At 58.7% G+C, this 21,131-nt stretch carries 17 protein-coding genes; 13 read left to right on the top strand and 4 right to left on the bottom strand.

Going from position 1 to position 21,131, the window contains the following annotated elements; genetic code table 11:
- Nucleotides 1-36 precede the first annotated feature (36 nt).
- Nucleotides 37-798 carry an LPS export ABC transporter ATP-binding protein gene (gene lptB / locus GRI91_RS06785; RefSeq protein WP_160735970.1) on the bottom strand — a complete coding sequence of 254 codons (762 nt, stop codon included), beginning with the start codon at nucleotides 796-798 and terminating at the stop codon, nucleotides 37-39.
- A gap of 223 nt (nucleotides 799-1,021) precedes the next feature.
- Between lptB and GRI91_RS06780 the strand changes: the two genes are divergently transcribed.
- From GRI91_RS06780 to GRI91_RS06770, 3 genes are read left to right on the top strand one after another with little or no spacing between them, the layout of a single operon-like run.
- Nucleotides 1,022-1,396 carry a hypothetical protein gene (locus GRI91_RS06780; RefSeq protein WP_237437700.1) on the top strand — a complete coding sequence of 125 codons (375 nt, stop codon included), beginning with the start codon at nucleotides 1,022-1,024 and terminating at the stop codon, nucleotides 1,394-1,396.
- Between the two features lie 45 nt (nucleotides 1,397-1,441).
- On the top strand, nucleotides 1,442-2,806 hold the full coding sequence (locus GRI91_RS06775; protein WP_160735847.1) for a TldD/PmbA family protein: 1,365 nt from the start codon (nucleotides 1,442-1,444) through the stop codon (nucleotides 2,804-2,806).
- The gene (locus GRI91_RS06770) at nucleotides 2,803-4,230 is read left to right on the top strand and encodes a mechanosensitive ion channel family protein (protein WP_237437699.1); all 1,428 of its coding nucleotides are present in this window, start codon (nucleotides 2,803-2,805) and stop codon (nucleotides 4,228-4,230) included. Before GRI91_RS06775 ends, GRI91_RS06770 begins: the two co-directional genes overlap by 4 nt.
- 109 nt (nucleotides 4,231-4,339) lie before the next feature.
- Here GRI91_RS06770 and ppa read toward each other — a convergent pair whose 3' ends face one another.
- Complete coding sequence (gene ppa / locus GRI91_RS06765; protein ID WP_160735846.1) at nucleotides 4,340-4,876, bottom strand: inorganic diphosphatase; 537 nt, start codon at nucleotides 4,874-4,876, stop codon at nucleotides 4,340-4,342.
- A 200-nt stretch (nucleotides 4,877-5,076) separates the two neighbouring features.
- Here ppa and hisS point away from each other — a divergent pair, with 200 nt between their 5' ends.
- The 8 genes from hisS to GRI91_RS06725 all read left to right on the top strand — a co-directional run bounded on the left by hisS (nucleotide 5,077) and on the right by GRI91_RS06725 (nucleotide 13,864).
- Complete coding sequence (gene hisS / locus GRI91_RS06760; RefSeq protein WP_160735845.1) at nucleotides 5,077-6,318, top strand: histidine--tRNA ligase; 1,242 nt, start codon at nucleotides 5,077-5,079, stop codon at nucleotides 6,316-6,318.
- Between the two features lie 34 nt (nucleotides 6,319-6,352).
- Complete coding sequence (gene prfA / locus GRI91_RS06755) at nucleotides 6,353-7,423, top strand: peptide chain release factor 1 (protein ID WP_160735844.1); 1,071 nt, start codon at nucleotides 6,353-6,355, stop codon at nucleotides 7,421-7,423.
- Nucleotide 7,424: 1 nt separating this feature from the next.
- Nucleotides 7,425-8,276, top strand: a complete 852-nt coding sequence (gene prmC, locus GRI91_RS06750) for a peptide chain release factor N(5)-glutamine methyltransferase (protein ID WP_160735843.1) — start codon at nucleotides 7,425-7,427, stop codon at nucleotides 8,274-8,276.
- Nucleotides 8,277-8,476: 200 nt separating this feature from the next.
- On the top strand, nucleotides 8,477-9,205 hold the full coding sequence (locus GRI91_RS06745; RefSeq protein ID WP_160735842.1) for a DUF4167 domain-containing protein: 729 nt from the start codon (nucleotides 8,477-8,479) through the stop codon (nucleotides 9,203-9,205).
- Between the two features lie 66 nt (nucleotides 9,206-9,271).
- Nucleotides 9,272-10,849 (top strand): apolipoprotein N-acyltransferase, encoded by a 1,578-nt coding sequence (gene lnt, locus GRI91_RS06740; protein ID WP_160735841.1) that lies wholly within the window; start codon nucleotides 9,272-9,274, stop codon nucleotides 10,847-10,849.
- Between the two features lie 47 nt (nucleotides 10,850-10,896).
- Nucleotides 10,897-12,111, top strand: a complete 1,215-nt coding sequence (gene metK, locus GRI91_RS06735; RefSeq protein ID WP_160735840.1) for a methionine adenosyltransferase — start codon at nucleotides 10,897-10,899, stop codon at nucleotides 12,109-12,111.
- Nucleotides 12,112-12,315: 204 nt separating this feature from the next.
- Nucleotides 12,316-12,723 carry a baeRF12 domain-containing protein gene (locus GRI91_RS06730; RefSeq protein WP_160735839.1) on the top strand — a complete coding sequence of 136 codons (408 nt, stop codon included), beginning with the start codon at nucleotides 12,316-12,318 and terminating at the stop codon, nucleotides 12,721-12,723.
- Nucleotides 12,724-12,859: 136 nt separating this feature from the next.
- Entirely contained in the window at nucleotides 12,860-13,864 is a 1,005-nt protein-coding gene (locus tag GRI91_RS06725) for a serine hydrolase (protein ID WP_160735838.1), read from the top strand.
- Between the two features lie 143 nt (nucleotides 13,865-14,007).
- Here the strand turns inward: GRI91_RS06725 and GRI91_RS06720 are convergent, their stop codons facing one another.
- On the bottom strand, nucleotides 14,008-14,280 hold the full coding sequence (locus GRI91_RS06720; RefSeq protein ID WP_160735837.1) for a hypothetical protein: 273 nt from the start codon (nucleotides 14,278-14,280) through the stop codon (nucleotides 14,008-14,010).
- A 263-nt stretch (nucleotides 14,281-14,543) separates the two neighbouring features.
- Here GRI91_RS06720 and polA point away from each other — a divergent pair, with 263 nt between their 5' ends.
- Together polA and GRI91_RS06710 are read left to right on the top strand one after the other, a co-directional pair.
- Complete coding sequence (gene polA / locus GRI91_RS06715; protein ID WP_160735836.1) at nucleotides 14,544-17,408, top strand: DNA polymerase I; 2,865 nt, start codon at nucleotides 14,544-14,546, stop codon at nucleotides 17,406-17,408.
- A 56-nt stretch (nucleotides 17,409-17,464) separates the two neighbouring features.
- The gene (locus tag GRI91_RS06710) at nucleotides 17,465-18,631 is read left to right on the top strand and encodes a mechanosensitive ion channel family protein (protein WP_160735835.1); all 1,167 of its coding nucleotides are present in this window, start codon (nucleotides 17,465-17,467) and stop codon (nucleotides 18,629-18,631) included.
- Between the two features lie 62 nt (nucleotides 18,632-18,693).
- Here GRI91_RS06710 and GRI91_RS06705 read toward each other — a convergent pair whose 3' ends face one another.
- Complete coding sequence (locus GRI91_RS06705; protein ID WP_160735834.1) at nucleotides 18,694-21,003, bottom strand: CDC48 family AAA ATPase; 2,310 nt, start codon at nucleotides 21,001-21,003, stop codon at nucleotides 18,694-18,696.
- Between the last annotated feature and the right edge of the window lie 128 nt (nucleotides 21,004-21,131).

Genomic DNA, 21,131 nt, shown 5'->3' with positions numbered 1-21,131 from the left:
ATCAGCCTGCATTATGCGGAAGGGGCGCCGCCAAAATCACAAAGTGAAGCTCTCGCCAAGATAGAGGCGGCGCACATTTTCATCTGCGACCAGTTCCTGCGGACTGCCGGCAAACAACACCTGGCCGCCATAGATGATGCAAGCGCGGTCGACGATATCGAGTGTTTCACGGACATTGTGATCGGTGATGAGCACACCAATTCCGCGCTGTTTGAGGTCGATCACCAAATGGCGAATATCGCCGATCGACAGCGGATCGATCCCGGCAAAGGGTTCATCCAGCAGCATGATTGACGGGTTGGCCGCCAGCGCGCGGGCAATTTCACAGCGCCGCCTTTCCCCGCCGGACAGTGCCATGGCGGGGCTTTCACGCAGACGGGTCAGCCCGAATTCATCCAGCAGCCGCTCCAGCTCGGCCGCGCGGACATCCTTGTCGGGTTCAACCATTTCCAGCACGCAGGAAATGTTCTGTTCCACGGTCATGCCGCGAAAGATCGATGTTTCCTGCGGGAGGTAACCCAGACCGAGAATGGCGCGCCGATACATGGGCAGGCGCGTCACATCTTCCCCATCCATCAGAATGCGGCCGCTATCGGGACGGACGAGGCCCATGATGGAATAAAAGCAGGTGGTCTTGCCCGCGCCATTGGGGCCGAGCAGGCCGAGCACTTCGCCTTTGCCGACCGACAGCGAAATATCGCTGAGCACGGAGCGCTTGTCATAACTTTTGGCAATCGAAACGACTTCCAGGCCCCCTTGCGGGATCGGCGGGGAAGCATTCGAAGGGGCCTCGGCCATGGCGTCGGCCAGCGCATCCTGATCGAAGGGATCGGCATTCTCGGTGTTCATGAAATGGAATTTAGCATGGATGCGCTATGTTTGAAGCCTATTTGGCAGGATTCGTGCATGATACTTGGATTAGCGAAGCGTAAAGCTTAGTTTTCTAAGGAAAATCAAGGCACTTGCCAACTTGGCCGCTGGCTGGAATACTGCTTTTTCCAAGACGTGACGGAGGAAGCCGATGGACAGCGCTCTTGCAAAATATGCTCGCCCTGCCGTGCGCCGCAATGGGCGACAGCTCAGCCGCCGTTTCAGCGATCATATTGCTTACGCGCTGCTGGTTTACACCGGCTTGCATATTTTCGTCACGATGGGCGCAATGAAAACCGGTCAGGGCTCGGTTCTTCCCTATCTCGCTCTGGTCGTGCTGGTAATGGCGATTGTCCCGGCCTGCCGCCTGATGCAGCGCCGCTGGGATGGCTGCACAGAAAATGCTGCCGATAATGCGGTTCTCGGGGCGCGTTTCCGCCGGGATTGTCTGGCTGTCTGGCTGTGCGCAATTGGTCTTCCCTTTGCCATCACAGGCTTGTTCACGCTGATTCTCCCTCTTTTCTGACGCGCTTGTCTGGCCCAGGCAGCAGGGCTGGGCTAGAAGCGGAGAATGAGTGAAAACGCATCTCCTCTCGACCCGGCTGTTGCGCAGGAACGCTGCGCAGCCCTGATAGATATGGTTTGCCGCGGCGGCGCGGATAGCGCTGATGCCGTGGTGATTGGCAGTGAAAGCCAGAGCATTGAAGTGCGGCTTGGTAAACTGGAAGGCGCGGATCGTTCCGAAAGTGCCGATCTGGGGCTGAGGGTTTTCTGTGATGGGCGTTCCGCCTCCATCCATTCCAGCGATTTCAGCGATGCCGGATTGAAGGAATTGTCCGAGCGGGCCATTGCGATGGCGAAGGCTGCGCCGCTGGACCCCTATGCGGGACTGGCTGAGGCACAAATGCTCGCCCAGCCACCCTATCCCGATTGCGACTTGTTCGATCCGGTGCAGGTGACGCCTGAAAAGCTGCGCGAAGCGGCCTTGGCGGCAGAGGATTCAGCACGGGCGACGGCAGGTGTCACCAACAGTGAAGGCGGATCGGCGGGTTATGGCTCCAGCATGGTCGCGCTTGCGACCAGCAATGGCTTTGCTGCCGCCCACCGCGCGACCAGCCATTCTCTGAGCGCCAGCGTCATTGCCGGCGAAGGGGCGGCAATGCAGCGTGATTACGCCTACCGCGTTGCGCGCCATGCAGAGGACTTGCCCGATCCGCTGGAAATCGGCCAGAAAGCTGGTCAGCGCGCGGTTGCCCGGCTTGATCCGCAGCGGGTGAGCAGTGGGCCCCGGCCCATTCTGTTCGATCCGCGCATCGGCCATTCGCTGGTGGCCCATTTGATTGGTGCGATGTCTGCTGCGGCGATTGCCCGCAGATCAAGTTTCCTGCTTGGGAAGGAAAATGACACATTGTTCCCTGACGACTTGCGCTTGCTGGAGCGACCGCATCGCCAGCGCGGTCTGCGGTCACGCCCCTTTGACGGAGAAGGGCTGCCCACGCGGGACCGGGCTCTGGTGCAGGAAGGTCGCATCACCGGCTGGCTGACCAATTGTGCTGCCGCGCGGCAATTGGGCATCGCGCCCACCGGCCATGCGTCACGCGGTGCGGGAGGTGCCCCCGGTATATCGGTTTCCAATTGCCATTTGGAGGCTGGGGGGATGAGCCCCGCTGAATTGATGAGCGATATTGAAGACGGTATTTATGTCACCGAATTGTCTGGTCAGGGCGTGAACGGGGTGACCGGTGATTATAGCCGCGGTGCGGCGGGCTTTCGTATTGTGAAAGGCGAGCTGGCGGGGCCGGTTGCTGAATTCACGATTGCGGGCAATCTGCTCGACATGTTTGCGCGCATGTCCGCCGCCAATGATCTTGAATATCATCGCACCATCAATGTCCCGACCTTGCGGGTGGATGGCATGACGGTGGCGGGCGAATGATGCGCCCGCGTCTTCAGGCGGGCCGGGCCTGTCTTGCGGCGCTGTTGCTGTTCCTTGGCTCGGCGCCTGTCGCCGCGCTGCTTCCCGCGCCATCGACGCCCACTGCCACAGCCGAAGAACCTGCCACCACCACGACCATCGACCCGCAGCAGGAGGCGGGATCGGATGACAGGATAGCCGAGCGTATCGCTGGCATCTTCGCTGAATTGCCCGCGCTGAGTGACGTCCGTGTCTCGGTCAGCGAAGGGGTGGTCTCGCTGGAGGGCAGCGTTGCCGATATGGCCGATAGCCAGCGGGCAGAGGCCATTGCCAGCCGCGTCAGCGGTGTGGTGACGATCGAAAATGCACTTCGCCGGGATGTTTCCGTCGACAGGGGACTGGCCGGGTTGGCTGGCGTGTCGGAGCGTTTTTCCGAATTCATCGCCATGCTGCCCTTGATCGGTGCGGCGATTGTTGTCGGCTTGCTGATCGCCGCGCTCGGCTATGTCATCGCCTCGCTGACGGGGCTGTGGAATCGGCTGGCACGCAACACGTTTCTTGCCGGATTGATAGCCAGCGCGATTCGCTTCGGCTTTGTCATTGGCGGATTGGTGGTGGCGCTCGACATGATTGGCGCGGCCGCACTGCTCGGTGCGGTTCTGGGCGGGGCAGGCGTGATCGGTATCGCGCTGGGCTTTGCCATGCGTGACACGATTGAAAACTACGTTGCTTCGCTCATGCTGTCCTTGCGCCAGCCTTTCCGTGCGAATGACCATGTCGTGATTGAGGGTCAGGAAGGCCGCGTCATACGTTTGACCAGCAGGGCGACGATCCTGATGACGCTGGATGGCAACCATCTGCGCATTCCCAATTCCACGGTCTTCAAGGCAGTGATCCTCAATTACACGCGCAATCCGCAAAGGCGGTTCGAATTTCTGTTGGGTATCGATGCGGATGACAGCCCTGATGCCGCGCGGGCGCTCGGCGTGAAGGTGCTCAATGCGCTGGATTTCGTGCTGGCTGAGCCGGAGCCTGCCGCAATCGTGGAAGAAGTGGGCGATTCGAATATCGTGATCCGCTTCCTTGGCTGGATGGATCAGGACAAGACGGATTATTTCAAAGCCCGCAGCCGGGCGATTCCGGCGGTGAAGGACGCTCTGGAAAGTGCTGGCTTCGCATTGCCCGAGCCGATTTATCGCCTGCGTTTCGACAGTTCAGCGCTGCCGCCGATGGCCCTCTCGCCTCAGCTTTCGGACGGGGCACGCACCAGCAGTGCTGCTCCGGCACCCACCGCAACACCCGCCAAAGTATCGCCTGCCGTGGATGCACCTGCGCCGGTGGAAGATGTTTCGCCGGAAAATGAAATTGCCCGCATGGTGGATGCGGAACGGGCCATGGCCCCGGGGGAGAAAGACCTGCTCGATTCCTCCCGGCCCGTGGAATAAGGCGCGCCGCGCCGGTTAAGCGGCGGTGTCGCAGCCAAAAAAAGAGGCCCGGTGCAATGCAGCGGGCCTCCTTTTCAAACAGCTTGGTAAAGTGATGAGCCTTGGGCGATCAGGCCTTGGCTTCCTTCTCGCGCTCGATCGCTTCGATCACGATGCGCTTGGCATCTTCGGCGCCGCCCCACGTGCCGACGCGAACCCACTTTTCCTTCTCCAGATCCTTATAATGGGTGAAGAAATGTTCGATCTGCTGCAGCACGATGGCAGGCAGGTCGCTGATTTCCGAGATCTGGCTGTGATAGGGGAAGGTCGAATCCACCGGCACGCAGACGAGCTTTTCGTCGCCGCCATGTTCGTCTTCCAGATTGAGCACGGCGATCGGGCGTACACGGACGACGGAACCCGCAATGAAGGGGAAGCCGGCCACGACCAGCGCGTCGAGCGGATCGCCATCGGGCGAAAGCGTGTGCGGCACGAAACCGTAATTGGCGGGGTAGCGCATCGGCGTATGCAGGATACGGTCGACGAACAGAGCGCCCGATTCCTTGTCGAATTCGTATTTCACCGGCTCGCCCCCGGTGGGCACTTCGATGACGACGTTCAGGCTTTCGGGCGGATTATCTCCGGTCGGGATAAGGTCGATACGCATGGATCTGTATTTCCCCAGGCAAAGTTGAGTGATGGTACAGAGCGGCTCTAGGATGCCGACCCCGTCAGAAATTCGGACCAGCGCCTAATGCAAGCGGCGCCACTTGGCGAGGGGTAAATGCCCTCTTTTCGCCGCTTTATATGCTTGATCGCATGGCTCCGTTGCCTGCCGCGCCATCCGGGACTAAAGCGCGGTCCATCATGAGCATGATCAAAACCCCCAAGCCCATTCGCGGCACGCAGGATATTTTCGGTGCAGAGGCCGAAGCCTTTGCCTTTGTCACCGCGACATTTGAACGAATTCGCAAGCTTTATCGCTTCCGACGCGTGGAAATGCCGGTTTTTGAAAAGACCGAGGTGTTTTCCCGCTCGCTGGGGGAGACGACCGACGTTGTATCCAAGGAAATGTATTCGTTCGAGGATCGCGGCGGCGAATCGCTGACGCTGCGCCCGGAATTTACCGCGGGGATTGCCCGCGCCTATCTCACCGATGGGTGGAAGCAATATGCGCCGCTGAAAGTTGCCACCCATGGGCCGCTCTTCCGGTATGAGCGCCCGCAAAAGGGCCGCTATCGCCAATTCCACCAGATCGATGCCGAAGTAATCGGCGCGGCCGAGCCTCAGGCGGATGTGGAATTGCTGGTGATGGCTGATCACCTGCTGCGCGAATTGGGCATTGCCGATGGCGTGACCTTGCAACTGAACACGCTGGGCGATGGTGAAAGCCGTGAAAACTGGCGCGCTGCACTGGTCGAATATTTCCGCGCACATAGGGATGAATTGTCGGAAGACAGTCAGGATCGGCTGGAGCGTAATCCGCTGCGGATTCTCGACAGCAAGGATCCGCGCGACAAGCCCTTCACCGCAGATGCGCCGCGCATTGATGATTATCTGTCCGACGCAGCCAAGGATTTCTTCGCTCAGGTGACAGAAGGGCTCGATGCGGCAGGTGTCGCATGGGAACGCAATCCGGCGCTGGTGCGCGGACTCGATTATTATCGCCACACCGCGTTTGAATTCGTAACCGATCGGCTGGGCGCACAAGGCACGGTACTTGGTGGCGGGCGTTATGACGGGCTGATGGAATCGCTTGGCGGAGCGGCAACGCCTGCTGTTGGCTGGGCGGCCGGGATCGAACGTCTGGCCATGTTGGTGGAAGAACTGGGTGAGCCGGTGCCCGATATCATCGTGGTGGTGGAGGATGACGCAATGCGCGCCGATGGTGTGGGGCTGACTGCTGCCATGCGCCGTGCGGGGCTGGCCAGCGAACTGATCGCCACGGGCTCCGCTCGCAAGAGGTACGACAAAGCAGTGAAGCAGAATGCGAAGGCGATACTGGCGCTGACAGCCGGAGACGATGGCGCAATGCAGCACCGCTTGCGTATCGATGGCGGGGATGAAGCCGCGATCGATGCTGTGCTGAAGGGATATTCCCCGAATTGATCCACCTCCGATCCTTCAAATGTCAGGCCGTGCGATGATTGTTCCAGAGGAACGGCTGCAACAGATCGCGCATCGCTTTGCCGAATTGGAGGCGCGATTGGCATCGGGGACGCTGGAGGGCGATGAATTCGTCACGGCGAGCCGCGACTATGCCGAACTGGATCCGGTGGCGCAGGCCGCCCGGAATGTTCAGGCGATGCGCGCCGAATTGGCTGAACTGGAAGCGCTCGACGATTCCGATCCCGAGATGAAGGCTCTGGCAGGGGAAGAAATCAGCCGGTTGCGCGGTGAACTGCCAGAGGCGGAGCGCCGCCTGGCAATTGCGCTGCTGCCGCGCGATTCAGCCGATGCACGGCCAGCGATGCTGGAGATTCGTGCCGGAACGGGCGGCGATGAAGCCGCACTGTTCGCGGGCGATCTGTTCCGCATGTATGAACGCTTCGCGGCTGAACAGGGCTGGAAAGTAGAGACGATCAGCATGAATGCGTCCGATGTGGGCGGGTTCAAGGAAGTGGTCGCGCATGTCAGCGGGCAGGGCGTTTTTGCCAAGCTCAAATTTGAAAGCGGCGTCCACCGGGTGCAGCGCGTGCCGGTGACGGAAAGCGGCGGACGCATCCACACCTCGGCAGCGACGGTCGCCGTCCTTCCGGAACCGACCGAGGTGGATGTGCAGATCGACGACAACGATCTGAAGATCGACATCTATCGCGCCAGCGGTGCAGGCGGGCAGCATGTGAACACCACCGATTCCGCGGTACGCATTACGCATCTTCCCTCTGGTATCGTCGTCACTCAGCAGGATGAGCGCAGCCAGCACAAGAACAAGGCCAAGGCCATGCAGGTGCTGCGCGCCCGGTTGTACGAAAAGATGCGTGAAGAAGCCGATGGGGCCGAGGCTGAAGCCCGCAAAGCCATGGTAGGATCGGGAGACAGGTCCGAACGCATCCGCACCTATAATTTTCCGCAAGGGCGCGTGACCGATCACCGGATTGGCCTGACACTCCATAAATTGCCGGAAATTCTGGCAGGAACTGGGCTAAATGATCTGATCAATGCCCTGATCTCCGAAGATGAAGCGAAACGTCTGCTGGCGATGAGCGATTGAGATGCGCGTTTCCGAGGCGCTTCGTGAAGCCACTCGCCGGCTGACCCCAGACAGCGACACGGCCAGGCTCGATGCGGAATGGCTGATGGCGCATGCGCTTGGCATTTCGCGCTCTGCCATGTTGCTGTCGGCTGCCGACAGAGATGCCCCGGCAAATTTTGACGGTCTTGTTGAAAGAAGGGCGCGCGGGGAGCCACTCGCTTATATTTGCGAAACGCAGGACTTTTACGGGCGCTGCTTCCGGGTGTCTCCGGCAGTGCTCATCCCCCGCTCCGATAGTGAAAGCGTGGTGGAGGCGGCTCTGGATCATGCACCGAATCAGGGCCGTATATTGGATTGCGGTGTCGGATCGGGCGCCTTGTTGCTGACAATGCTGGCTGAGAAGCCGCAGCTGAACGGAATAGGTATTGATCGCAGTGGTCAGGCGCTGGAGATAGCGGCAGGCAACGCGAAAGCGCTGAATCTGGCACAGCGGGTCCAATTGGAGCAGCGCGATTGGACGAAACCCGGCTGGCAGAGCGATCTGGGGCAGTTTGACTGCATCATTGCCAATCCGCCCTATGTTGAAATTGGCGCGCAATTGGACGCATCGGTGCGCGATTTCGAACCTGCTGGCGCTTTGTTTGCGGGGCCGGATGGGCTCGATGATTATCGCTGCCTGATCCCGCAATTGCCTGACATGCTGACGGCGAATGGGGTTGTTATTCTCGAGATTGGGGCCAGTCAGGCCGCCGAAGTAAGCAAAATCGCGGAGCAAACCGGCTTCGCCACAAAGGTTTGTCATGACTTGGCCGGGCGGTCACGAGCGCTTATCTTACGATTTCCCCTTGGCAAAAGCGATGCCAGCGTTTAGGCCTTACCCAAGGCCAAGGGCGGTATGTGCGTGAAGCGCCAGATAGCCGGGTCTAGCTCCATCATTATGTGCAACGGGCGGCGAGTTTTTCGCACGCTTTTGATCCGATGGAGCCCACGAAGCGCAAAATGCGCCGTGGCGAGGGGTCATGCGACCGAAGCGGATGGATCCGCAGGTCTCAACTGAGGAAGTGAATTCCCTTGAACAACAATCGTGGTAACAATCGTCGTCGCGGCCGGGGCAACAATCGCAACTCGGGCGGTGGCAACAATCATAACAGGATCGACAGCCGCGCACGGGGCAACGCACCGCAGCTGCTGGAGAAATACAAGAAGTTGGCGCATGATGCGTCGCTGAATGGCGACCGTGTGCAAACGGAATATTATCTCCAGTTTGCCGATCACTATTTCCGCGTGCTGGCCGACAGTAAAGCGCAGAAGGACGAATCCCGCGCCAAGCGTGACGGTGATCGTGAACCGTCCGAAGAGGGCGAAGAGGGGCAGGAGGGTGACGATAACGCATCCCGTAACAACCGGATGCGCCGCAAGCCTGAACCCGCCCAGAACGCAGAAGCTGGCAATGCTGGTGAAAGCAGCGAAGAAAACGCGCCGCGTCCGCGTGGCCGCCGGAAGGCTGCAGCTGAGCAGACCACGCAGGAAGACAGCCAGGCTAAGCCAGTTGATGCTGCCGAGCAGGATGATGCGGAAGACAAGCCCGCGCCCAAGCCGCGCCGCACCAGCCGTAAGAAGGTGGATGCCGTGAAGAAGCCGGCAGCTGCTGGCGAAGGGCTCGACCCCGCGACACTGCCCCCGGCAATTGGTATCAGCGACAATGCGGATAATGACGAGGAAGCGCCCAAGCCGCGCCGTCGGACCCGTCGCCCTCGCGCAGCCGATGGCGATAGCGAGAATCTCGAAGTCGCAAGCTGATATATAGGCGCGCGCAGGCGGGAATTGCCGCTTGCACGCGCCTGTTGCTCCAGCCAGAGAGGGCCCATGAAAGCCTTTGGTCAGTTCTCTGCCTGGTTTGCCATGCGCCCTCGTCTGAGCGCGTTTGCGCTTGGTATACTCTCGGCTGCCGCGTTCCGCCCTCTGACAATCTGGCCGCTGGCTTTCCTGTCTATTGCGGGTCTGATAGCGCTCGTTTTCCAATCCAGCACCGTGAAGCGTGCGACGGGGTTGGGCTGGCTATTTGGTTTCGGCCATTTCACTGCCGGGAATATCTGGATTGCGCAGGCTTTTACCTATCAGGCTGAAATGCCCGCGGCTCTTGGCTGGGCCGCTGTGCCCTTGCTGGCGCTTTACCTTGCCCTTTATCCCGCTTTGGCCGCTGGCACCGCACGGTGGCTGATGGGCGACAGGCGCGGCTGGTCCGCCATCGCCGCCTTTGCCGCGTGCTGGATTGTCTCCGAATGGCTGCGCAGCTGGGTCTTTACCGGTTTTCCGTGGAACCCGCTTGGCGCGGTGCTGATCGGCCCGTTCGATCGCCCCGGACTGGCGGTGCTTGCGCCCTGGCTGGGTACCTATGCGCTCTCCGGCCTGGTTGTTTTGCTGGCGGGGACGGGGCTCTGGCTGGCGCGTGATCGGCGCATAGTGCCGTTTGCCGTGTTATGCGTGTTGGTGATTGCTGGCATGTATGTGCCAAGTTGGCAGGTCGCCCGCGACAGCACTGTGCATTTCACTCTGGTGCAGCCCGATATCCGGCAGGAAAAGCTCAACGATCCGGCATCATTCGAAGAAAATTTCATCAAAACCGCGCGTCTTTCCCTGCCTGACTCACCGGGACAGGAAAGGCTGGTTCTGTGGCCGGAATCGGGCGTACCGGATTATCTGCGGGATGGTTATCCGCAGCGTTATTATAATCACATGACTGCGCTCGGGGATCCAGAGTTCGCCCGCCATCGGCTGGCCCGCGTGGTGGGTGAAAATAGTTTGCTGCTCACTGGAACGACTGATCTCGATATCTCTGATGGCCGGGCCGTGGGCGCACGCAATGTCGTTACGGCCATCGACGATACCGGCAATATCCGTGCAGGATATGCGAAGGCACATCTGGTGCCCTTTGGCGAATATCTCGCCCTGCGCTGGTTGTTGGAGCCGTTAGGCGGCGCGCGACTGGTCGCCGGGACGATCGATTTTCTGCCCGGACCTGGGCCGCGCACGCTCGATTTGGGCAATTACGGGCAGGCCGGCGTGCAGATTTGCTACGAGATCATTTTCTCTGGCCGCATTACCGACCCTGAGAACCGCCCTGATTATATCTTCAACCCTTCCAATGATGGCTGGTTTGGGACCATCGGGCCTCCCCAGCATCTGGCTCAGGCCCGATTGCGTGCGATTGAAGAAGGGCTGCCCGTTTTGCGCGCCACGACAACAGGAATCAGTGCGGTCATCGATGCACGCGGCATAGTGCGTCAATATCGCCCTTTGCATGTTGCGGGACGAATCGACGGCACGGTGCCAGCCGCAGCGGAACCCACATTATTTTCATTTCTTGGCAACGTATTGCCGCTTGCCTGGGCAATAGTTCTTTTGCTTCCCACAGCCGTTGCTATACGCCGGATAGGTCTTTAGACATCCGCATATTCACATAGATTTTCATAACCGGAGGATCGACCTCAATGCGTCAGAACTATCTTTTTACCTCTGAGAGCGTTTCCGAAGGACACCCAGACAAAGTATCCGATCAGATCTCGGACGCCGTTGTCGATCTGTTCTTGTCGAAGGATCCGGAAGCCCGGATTGCCTGTGAAACACTGACCACCACTCAAAAGGTCGTCTTGGCGGGTGAAATTCGCTGCAAGGGCGTGTTCGAAAATGGTGACTGGGCTCCCGGTGCACTGGAAGAAATCGAAAAGACCGTTCGCCAGGTTGTGAAAGACATTGGTTACGAACAAGAAGGGTTCCATTGGGAAACACTGGATTTCCAGAACCTTCTTCACGCGCAGTCCGCCCATATCGCGCAGGGCGTCGATGCCTCCGGCAATAAGGATGAAGGTGCCGGCGATCAGGGGATCATGTTCGGTTTTGCTTGCGACGAGACACCGGATCTGATGCCCGCCACCCTGGATTACAGCCACAAGATCCTGCAACGGATGGCCAATGACCGGAAATCCGGCAAAGCGCCGTTTCTTGAACCGGATACGAAGAGCCAGGTCACATTGCGCTTCGAAAACGGCAAAGCGGTCGAATGCCCGGCCGTTGTCGTATCCACGCAGCACATCCCCGGTTACGATCAGGGTGAGAAGGAAGCCGAGCTTAAATCCTATGTGAAAGCGGTGATCAGCGACGTGCTGCCCGGCGATCTGATCACGGATAAAACCGTCTATCACATCAATCCCACGGGAACGTTTGAAATTGGCGGCCCCGATGGTGATGCCGGACTTACCGGGCGCAAGATCATCGTGGATACTTATGGCGGTGCGGCCCCGCATGGCGGCGGCGCGTTTTCGGGCAAGGATCCGACCAAGGTCGACCGTTCGGCGGCCTATATCACGCGCTATCTGGCCAAGAATATCGTCGCGGCTGGTCTGGCAAAACGCTGCACAATCCAGCTTTCCTACGCGATTGGCGTGGCTGAGCCGCTGTCGATCTATGTCGATACGCATGGTACCGCTGCGGATGGTGTGACGGATGAAGCGATCGAGGCCGCCATTCGCGGTATGGAAAAGCTTGGCGGCCTGACGCCGCGCGGCATCCGGATGCATCTTGGTCTCAATAAGCCGATTTATGCGAAAAGTGCGGCCTATGGTCATTTCGGTCGCAAAGCAGATGGCGACTTCTTCCCGTGGGAACGCACCGACCTGGCTGAAGATCTCAAGGCTTCAATCGGCTAAGCCGGAAATGACACTATGAAGCGAAAAGCCCGGCCCCTGATTGGCCGGGTTTTTTGTGCCCGCAATGCCCTGATATTTACGTCAGATGGTCTGAAGAGAAAGGCAGCTGAACCGGGAATAGCGCGTAGCGCGGAAATTTCAGGCACTTCCCGCAGCCTCATCCATTGAATGAATACTGTTTCAATTGAGAGGAGACGCCAACTTATGAAATGCCCACATCAGGCCCTTGTCGCATTGGTCGACGGAGAACGCTTCCTGCTCATGCGCAATGTCGGCCAGATTTTCGAACCCAAGCTGGAAAAAGTGGCGGAGCCCGAGCTGGACCCGACAAATTTCAGCGCGGGCGTGGATCATCAGGATAAGATCAGCCAGCGTCATGGGCGCACGGATCTGAATGAACTGGCCCACGGTGCAGCAGCGACGGAGTGGCTCAACAATCAGGCCAAGACTGGCAAGATCGATCAGATCATGATTATTGCAGACCCCAAGACGCTCGGCGAAATGCGGCGGCATTATCATAAGGAACTGGAGAGCCGAATCTGCGGAGAGATCGCCAAGGAACTGGCAACGGAACCAACCGCGACGATTGAAAAATCAATCGCATCAGCCTGATCGCTGCTTCCAAGTACTATCCCATAATTCAGCTGGTCGCGTGGTGGTTTCGGCCTGCCGCGCGGCCGCTTTTGTGAGCGCCAATAAGTGGCAGGTTAACATCTTGCTAACCTGATCGGCTCTAAATTCGGATATTATGAAGCACAGTATAATAAAACGGATCGTAGCCAGCCTCACACTGGCATTTGTCGCTACCGGCCCTGCCCATGCTGAAGAGCGGGCCTTTCTGACCTCATTCGATCATGCTCTGGGCACGGAGGTACGCACTCCGCAGGATTATACGCCCGATTTCAAAACTGATTTTGAACGGACTGTGGCTAATCTTGCCGCGGGCGATAAAGGGCGCATCGGCGTTGCCGCGCTTGATCTGTCCTCTGGCAAGGAAATAGCGATCCTGGGTGATCAACGTTTCCCGATGGCCAGCACCAGCAAAATCGCCATTGCAGCGACGTTTCTGGAAGGGGTCGATCAAGGCCGGTGGAGTTTGACCAGCGAATATCCGCTGATGGTGCCGCAGAGGTCCCAGCCTTTCTCATCGGCTACCGCGCCGGTGCATAAGGGAAGTTATCTGCCTGCCAGTCAGCTGCTCAATTTGATGCTCACGCGCAGTTCCAACAGCGCGACCGATGCCCTGCTCGCAGTGGTTGGCGGTCCTGATGCAGTGAACGCATGGGCTAAGCGTGCCGGTATCGGTGAATTCGAGCTTACGCGCGATATCGCTACCTTGGTGCGCGATGATGGCGAATTCGACCCTGCTGCGCATATTGATCATCGCGATAGCGCGACGCCGCGTGCCATGGTGCAATTGCTGACCGGTCTCTATCAGGGACGCTGGCTCAGCAGCGAAAGCCGCAATCTGCTGATCAACACGATGGAAGAGTGTCGTACGGGGAAGCGCCGGATTGTCGCCGATATGCCTTCCAGCGTGACAGTGGCGCACAAGACCGGATCGCTGCACAACACATCCAGCGATATTGGTCTGCTGACCACACCGGATGGCCGGACGATCGCAGTGGCCATCTATGTGACAGGACAGGGCTCGCGGCTTAATCGCGAACGCCGGATCGCCTCAATCGCACGCGCTGTATATGATGGCTACACATCTAAACCGGCCAGCTATTGGGTGAATGCCAAATATTAAGCACCGCTTAGGCCTGAGACACAGCAGCGGCATCACTTACGTCAAGCGTAAGCCATGTCCTTCAGCGCTGCGGCAGTAGACATTAAAAAAGGCGCGATCCGGTTTGGATCGCGCCTTTTTCGTAAAACCGTAGAAGACTGAAATCAGTCAGCCTGCGCTTCGGCAGTGGTTTCGTCCTGAGCGTCAGCTTCGACTTCAGCAGCAGCTTCGTCAGTTGCCTGAGCAGCTTCGTCAGCAGCTTCAACAGCTTCGTCGCCAGCAGCTTCAGCAGCGTCAGTAGCATCTTCGAGGTTCTGTTCAGCATCAGCCATAGCCGAGTCAGCAGCTTCGGACGTGGCGTCTTCGGTGCCTTCCGAGCAAGCGGCGAGGGAGAGAGCAGCGCCAGCAATGGCGGCAGCGAGAACGATCTTGCGCATGTAATTCAATCCTTAACAGCGAGTGGACTGTGCACGGCAAAGATATGCCGTACGCAAAGCCAGCCCTCGTGAACCAGCTTCGGCGCGCACAAATACTCGCGTTGCAAACCCCATGCAAGACAAATGGCGGCAAGAAGCAAAATGCTTTTCCCGATAATCCCTCGCAACCGTCACTGTGAGGGAGGCTATATTAACGAAATACGTCCGGAAAATGGCGGGAATTGCGGCTGACCTTGGCTGCAGACCCTGCTAGCGCATACGGCATGTCGGATAAGCAGCATCTCTACCTCGTCGACGGCTCAGCCTATATTTTCCGGGCTTATCATCGTCTTCCGCCGCTCACCAACCCGGAAGGGACCCCGGTAGGAGCTGTTTATGGCTATACCACGATGCTGTGGAAACTGGCGGAGGAGCTGAACACGGCCGAAGGGCCAACCCATATGGCCGTCATTCTCGACAAGGCGTCGCATTCCTTTCGCAATGATATTTATGAGGATTACAAAGCCAATCGGCCGCCGCCACCGGAGGATCTGGTGCCGCAATTCCCGCTGATTCGCGATGCAACACGTGCGTTTTCGCTCCCCTGTATCGAAGAAGCGGGGCTGGAAGCTGATGATATCATTGCCTCTTATGCCCGTGAGGCCGCCCGGCGCGGTTGGGATGTGACGATTGTTTCGTCGGATAAGGATCTGATGCAACTGGTCGGAACGTGCGATTTGAATGCGGAAGACCCCGAATTTCCCGGTGGTGGCTGTATCGACATGCTCGATACAATGAAAAATCTGCGAATCGGACCGGCCGAAGTCGAGGAGAAGTTCGGCGTACCGCCTGAAAAGGTTGGCGATGTGCTGGCGCTGATGGGCGATTCGGTTGATAATATTCCCGGAATTTACGGTGTCGGTCCCAAGACGGCGACCAAACTCATCCAGGAGCATGGCAGTCTGACGGGGGCGCTTGATGCCGCGCCGGAGATGAAGAAGTCAAAGCTCAAGGAGCGTTTGCTCGAGGGCCGCGAAATGGCTGAACTCAGCCGTATTCTGGTGACGTTGAAAGAGGATGCGCCGCTGCCCAATGCGCTCAGTGAATTCCGGCTCGAAGCAATTCCGTCCGAACCACTGGCTGATTTCCTCAGCTTGCATGGTTTTTCCAGCCTGCTGAAGCGGCTCGAAGCAGGAACGGGCAGTCCGTCACGCAAGACCGATCTCAACCCGGCCAAGCCCCAGAATGAAGGCGCAGAAGATTCGCCAGAGGGCAACAGTCAGCCTTTGCCCGACATGCCGGCAATTGATCGTTCCACCTATGAATGCGTGCAGGATGAAAAACGCCTGGCCGAATGGGTCGAGCTGGCACAGGCAGCGCGGGTGTTGGCGGTGGATACTGAAACGAGCGCGCTCGATGCGATGGCCGCAGAGCTCGCGGGGATCAGTCTGGCCATTGGTCCAAATCAGGCCTGCTATATACCACTCGCCCATGGGGGGAGCGACATGTTCGCCGAACGCCCCCAGCAAGTTGCTCTTAAAACTGCATTGGAACTGCTGAAGCCTTTGCTTGAGAGTGAGGCGGTGCTGAAAATCGGCCAGAATATCAAATATGATATCAATGTGCTGGCCCGCCACGATATCGCGGTGGCGCCGGTCGATGACACGATGATTCTCAGTTTTGATCTCGATGCCGGGCGTTCGCTGGACGGGATCGGCGGGGGCCACGGCATGGATGAATTGTCCGAACGGCATCTCGGCCACACGACTATGAAGTTCAAGGATGTCTGCGGAACTGGAAAAAAAGCGATTCCCTTTGGCGAAGTCCAGCTCGACAAGGCGACAGAATATGCGGCGGAGGATGCCGATGTTACCTGGCGGCTATGGCGTCACCTGCGTCCGCGCCTCGCCAGCGAAGGCGGCACGCGGATTTACGAAAGGGTCGACCGCCCGCTGATCCCGGTGGTCGCCCATATGGAGCGTGAAGGAATCAAGGTCGACCGGGATCAGCTGGCGCGGCTTTCCGGCGAATTTTCCGAAACCATGGCCGGTTTGGAAAAGACGATTCACGAAATTGCCGGTGAGGAATTCACCATTGGCAGTCCCAAGCAATTGGGCACGATCCTGTTTGAAAAAATGGGCTATAAGGGCGGGCGTAAGGGAAAGAGTGGCCAATATTCGACCGATCAGGCGATATTGGAAAGGCTTGCCGAACAGGATGCGCCGATTGCCAATAAGGTGCTGGAATGGCGGCAGCTGTCCAAACTGAAAAGCACCTATACCGACGCATTGCAGGCTGCGATCAATCCGAAAACGGGGCGCGTACATACCAGCTATTCTCTGGTCGGCGCGCAAACCGGGCGCTTGTCGTCAACCGACCCGAATTTGCAGAACATTCCGATTCGCACGGAAATTGGCCGACAAATTCGTCAGGCCTTCGTGCCAGAGAAGGGGCAGGTGCTGCTCGCCGCCGATTACAGCCAGATCGAATTGCGGCTGGCCGCGTCCATGGCCGATGTCCCGCAGCTGCGTGAAGCCTTTGCCAAAGGGGAGGATATTCACGCGCGCACGGCAGAGGAACTGTTCGGCATGGTCGACCGTGATACGAGATCACGGGCAAAGACGATCAATTTCGCCATTCTCTACGGGATTTCCCGTTGGGGGCTGGCGGGCCGCCTTGGGGTGGACGCCGATGAAGCCCAGGCAATGATTGATCGCTATTTCGAACGTTTTCCTGGAATCCAGCGCTATATCGCCAGCACGCTCGAAACAGTGCGGGAGCGCGGATATTCGGAGACGTTGTTTGGCCGCAAGACGTGGTTTCCCCGCATTGAATCGAAAAACCAGACGGAGCGGCAGGGCAGCGAAAGAGCGGCCATCAATGCGCCGATTCAGGGCACCTGTGCGGATATCATAAAGCGGGCGATGGTCCGCATGTTGCCGGCATTGGAAAATGCTGGGCTGGGCCATGTCCGGATGCTGCTGCAGGTGCATGACGAACTGGTTTTCGAATTGCCGGAAGATGATGTCGCCGCGGCTTCTGCAGTGATCGAAAAGGTGATGGGCGAAGCGGCTCTTCCCGCAGTGACGCTGGATGTCCCGCTGGCGATTGAAATTGGCCATGGGGCGAGCTGGGACGCCGCCCATTGACCTGACGGGGAACCTTTTCGCACTTGCAGCATCGTTTCCGCAGGGGGCGTGAAATTATGCTGGAGCAACTGGATCTCTATCTGCTGGATTTTTCGGACTGGGCGCCGACTGCGCTTCGCATAGTGCTGGCTACGATAGTCGCGCTGGTTGCAGCGCTGGCCGTTCATTGGCTGTTGTTCCGATTTCTCCGCCGCTTTGCGAAAGCGAGTGACAGCGAATCCGATAATATCGTGGTGCGCCGACTCGCCCGGCCGAGCAGATGGGCTTTGGTGGCCCTGTTTCTGGTGATTGCCGGACGAAGCCTGCCGGCGCTGGAAAACATGTGGGATGATGTCAGCGGTCTGATCATGCCGCTGCTGATTGGCTGGATGGCCGTTGCGATTCTGCATGCGCTGGTAGAGGCGATGATCCTGCGCAGTGATATTTCCGTATCTGATAATCGCGCCGCACGCCGCCGTCGTACCAGACTGGCCATTTTCAACCGGATCGCCACTTTCATCATCGTTTTTGTCACCGTGGCGCTGATGTTGCTCGCCATTCCGGGGGTGCGCGATATCGGCGTGACCCTGATGGCGTCGGCCGGTTTGGGCGCGCTGGCGGTGGGCGCGGCCGCTCAGCCAGCGCTGAAATCGTTGATTGCGGGCTTTCAGATGGCCGTAACCGAGCCGGTTATTGTCGGGGATGCCGTGATTATTGGCGGCGAATGGGGCTGGGTGGAGGAAATCCGCACCACCTATGTCGTGGTGAAAGTGTGGGATGAACGCCGTCTGGTTGTGCCGACATCCAAATTCCTCGACGAGATTTTCCAGAACTGGACCAAAACCACTTCGGAATTGCTCGGCACCGTCTATCTCTATGTCGATCCCACGACCAAGCTTGATCCTATCCGCGCGAAGTTCATGGAGATCATCGAAAGCAATGAACGGTGGGACGGACGGGTCAAGCACATGCAGATCACTGATCTCACGCGCGATGCGATTGAAGTGCGTTTACTCATGACAGCGAAGGATTCGCCGACACTCTATGATTTGCGCTGTGATATTCGCGAGGCACTGATCCAGTGGATCGCGGAAACGATGCCCGATGCGCTTGTCCGCCATCGGATCGTCACCACAGCGCCGGTGGCGCTGGATGGTATCGGCCCGGTTTCCGGAGAAGCGCTGGCCCAGATGCAAGCGCCGACTTTTCAGGGCGCAGATAGGAAAGGGGCCGGAAAGGACTGATCCCTTCCGGCCCCACATCTTAATCGTCTGCGCAAACGCGTCAGCCGATTACGCTGTAACAATCACGAATGTTTGTTCTCGCGCGTTGGTTCAACCATGCCTTCATGAATGAAGCCGATCGGGTTCACTTCCAGGGCACGTTTCTTCAATTCGCCCTTCATCTTCGCATATTCTGCTTCCATCCGCTCCGTCACGGTCGGACGGCTGTCTTCGACAGCTTCGCGGAAGTCCTGTGCGGTCACTTCGGTTGCCGATTCACCGGAACGGCGAATGGCCACCAGACCGGCACGGCGCACCACATCTTCCAGATCGGCGCCTGTATATCGGTGCAGATTGGCCGCCAGTGCAGTCAGATCGACATCTGCCGCAAGTGGCATATTGCGCGTATGGATTTTCAGAATATGAACCCGGCCTTCCACACTGGGGGCGCCGACATAGATCAGCTCATCAAACCGACCAGGCCGTAACAGAGCGGGATCGACCAGATTGGGACGATTGGTGGCTCCGATCACGACAATCGAGTTGAGCTCTTCCATCCCGTCCATCTCGGCCAGAATGGTGTTGACCACCCGCGCCGTGACTTGTGGTTCATTCCCGCCAGTGCCGCGTGCCGGGACCAGGCTATCGATCTCGTCGATAAAGATTACGCAGGGCGCAACCTGCCGGGCGCGGGCAAACATGCGGCTGATCTGTTGCTCGCTTTCGCCATACCATTTGGACAGAAGGTCCGAACTTTTCATAGAGATGAAGTTGGCTTCAGCTTCCTTGGCGACCGCTTTGGCAAGCAGGGTCTTGCCAGTTCCGGGCGGGCCATAAAGCAGGAAGCCCTTGGCAGGACGGATGCCGAGCCGTTCAAAGGCCTGCGGATTGCGCAACGGCAGTTCTACGCCTTCGCGCAGACGGTTTTCTGCATCTTCCACACCGCCAAGATCAGACCAGCCAATGGTTGGCGCCTGCACCATGACTTCGCGCATGGCTGATGGCTGGACGCGTTTAAGCGCGGCCTTGAAGTCGTTGCGTTCCACCTGCAGCGTTTCGAGCACTTCGGGCGGCACTGTGCGTTCGTCGAAATCGAGCTTCGGCATGATGCGGCGCACCGCTTCAATCGCGGCCTCACGGGTCAATGCCGCGAGATCGGCCCCGACAAAACCATGGGTCGAACGGGCGAGCTCTTTCAGATCAACCCCTTCGCCAAGTGGCATGCCGCGCGTGTGGATGGCGAGAATTTCACGCCGTCCTTTTTCATCAGGAACGCCGATGATGATTTCACGGTCGAACCGGCCCGGACGTCGCAGAGCTTCATCAATGGCATCAGGCCGGTTGGTTGCGGCGATCACCACCAGATTGGAGCGCGCCTCGAGCCCGTCCATCAGGGTCAAAAGCTGTGCAACCAGCCGCTTTTCAGCTTCACCGCTGACATTCTGGCGCTTGGGCGCGATGGAATCGATCTCGTCAATAAAGACGATCGAGGGGGCTGAACGCGCCGCTTCTTCGAACACTTCGCGCAGCCGTTTTTCACTTTCTCCATAAGCGGAGCCCATAATTTCGGGGCCGTTGATGGTGAAAAACTCGGCATCGCTTTCATTGGCCACGGCCTGCGCGAGGCGGGTCTTGCCCGTACCCGGCGGCCCGTGCAGCAACACACCCTTTGGCGGATCAACCCCCAGACGGGTGAACAATTCGGGATAGCGCAGCGGCAGTTCCACCATCTCACGCAGGGCAGTGATGGTGTCTTCCATGCCGCCGACATCATCGTAATTGACCGTCCCCCGGCCATCGCGCGGCTCTTCAAATTCGGGGCGCAGTTCGACTTCGGTATTCTCGTCAATATGGACTATGCCCTTGGGAGCGGTGGAGACCACCTGCAGGCGGATCTGCGTCAGGGCGTAAGCGGGCGTGTTGAACATCCGCCGCACTTCTGGCGGCACGTCCTGTACGGGCTGCTGGCCATGGGTCGCGACGAAGTCACCAGCCACCAGCGGCTTCTTGAAGAAGACGCGTTGCAAGGCCTGTGCCGGGCCCTGCAAACGCATGTCGCGCTGCGCGGGGGCAAAGACCACCCGTGTCGCGGCGCGCGATTCGCCCTTGCGGACTTTTACATGCTCGCCGGAGCCGGTGTCCGCATTGCCGCGCTGAAGCCCGTCCAGCCGGATCACATCGAGGGATTCGTCTTCCTTATAGGAAGGAATGGCAATGGCGGCGGTGACGCGCTTGCCTTCAATCTCGACGACATCACCTTCCGTGATGCCCAGTGTCTGGAACACTTTCTTTGGTATGCGGGCAATGCCCTGCCCACTTTCTTCCTGCCGCGCCGCAGCGACCTGTAGTCTTACCGTATTTGTATCGATTGCCGCCGCATCTGCATCAGCCATGTCGTCCAAGCTCCCTGTCCGACCAGTTTCGTTTCTTGCCAGTTTCGCTTCTTGAGAGCCAAGCTAGGTATGCCAAGCTCTCTATTCAAACAGGTGGGGGAGATAATCGTGCCGAAAAGGGCAAAACG

The organism is Altericroceibacterium endophyticum (assembly GCF_009827595.1).
GTDB lineage: Bacteria > Pseudomonadota > Alphaproteobacteria > Sphingomonadales > Sphingomonadaceae > Altericroceibacterium > Altericroceibacterium endophyticum.
This window is presented reverse-complemented; position numbering and strand designations above follow the sequence as displayed.

Bases quoted from the DNA above. Each gene is read 5' to 3' on its own strand.
- GRI91_RS06720 (WP_160735837.1), bottom strand. From the start codon at position 14,280: ATGCGCAAGATCGTTCTCGCTGCCGCCATTGCTGGCGCTGCTCTCTCC.
- GRI91_RS06780 (WP_237437700.1), top strand. From the start codon at position 1,022: ATGGACAGCGCTCTTGCAAAATATGCTCGCCCTGCCGTGCGCCGCAAT.
- GRI91_RS06730 (WP_160735839.1), top strand. From the start codon at position 12,316: ATGAAATGCCCACATCAGGCCCTTGTCGCATTGGTCGACGGAGAACGC.
- lptB (WP_160735970.1), bottom strand. From the start codon at position 798: ATGGCCGAGGCCCCTTCGAATGCTTCCCCGCCGATCCCGCAAGGGGGC.
- GRI91_RS06710 (WP_160735835.1), top strand. From the start codon at position 17,465: ATGCTGGAGCAACTGGATCTCTATCTGCTGGATTTTTCGGACTGGGCG.
- GRI91_RS06705 (WP_160735834.1), bottom strand. From the start codon at position 21,003: ATGGCTGATGCAGATGCGGCGGCAATCGATACAAATACGGTAAGACTA.
- hisS (WP_160735845.1), top strand. From the start codon at position 5,077: ATGAGCATGATCAAAACCCCCAAGCCCATTCGCGGCACGCAGGATATT.
- GRI91_RS06725 (WP_160735838.1), top strand. From the start codon at position 12,860: ATGAAGCACAGTATAATAAAACGGATCGTAGCCAGCCTCACACTGGCA.
- prmC (WP_160735843.1), top strand. From the start codon at position 7,425: ATGCGCGTTTCCGAGGCGCTTCGTGAAGCCACTCGCCGGCTGACCCCA.
- GRI91_RS06775 (WP_160735847.1), top strand. From the start codon at position 1,442: ATGAGTGAAAACGCATCTCCTCTCGACCCGGCTGTTGCGCAGGAACGC.
- ppa (WP_160735846.1), bottom strand. From the start codon at position 4,876: ATGCGTATCGACCTTATCCCGACCGGAGATAATCCGCCCGAAAGCCTG.
- GRI91_RS06770 (WP_237437699.1), top strand. From the start codon at position 2,803: ATGATGCGCCCGCGTCTTCAGGCGGGCCGGGCCTGTCTTGCGGCGCTG.
- polA (WP_160735836.1), top strand. From the start codon at position 14,544: ATGTCGGATAAGCAGCATCTCTACCTCGTCGACGGCTCAGCCTATATT.
- metK (WP_160735840.1), top strand. From the start codon at position 10,897: ATGCGTCAGAACTATCTTTTTACCTCTGAGAGCGTTTCCGAAGGACAC.
- lnt (WP_160735841.1), top strand. From the start codon at position 9,272: ATGAAAGCCTTTGGTCAGTTCTCTGCCTGGTTTGCCATGCGCCCTCGT.
- prfA (WP_160735844.1), top strand. From the start codon at position 6,353: ATGATTGTTCCAGAGGAACGGCTGCAACAGATCGCGCATCGCTTTGCC.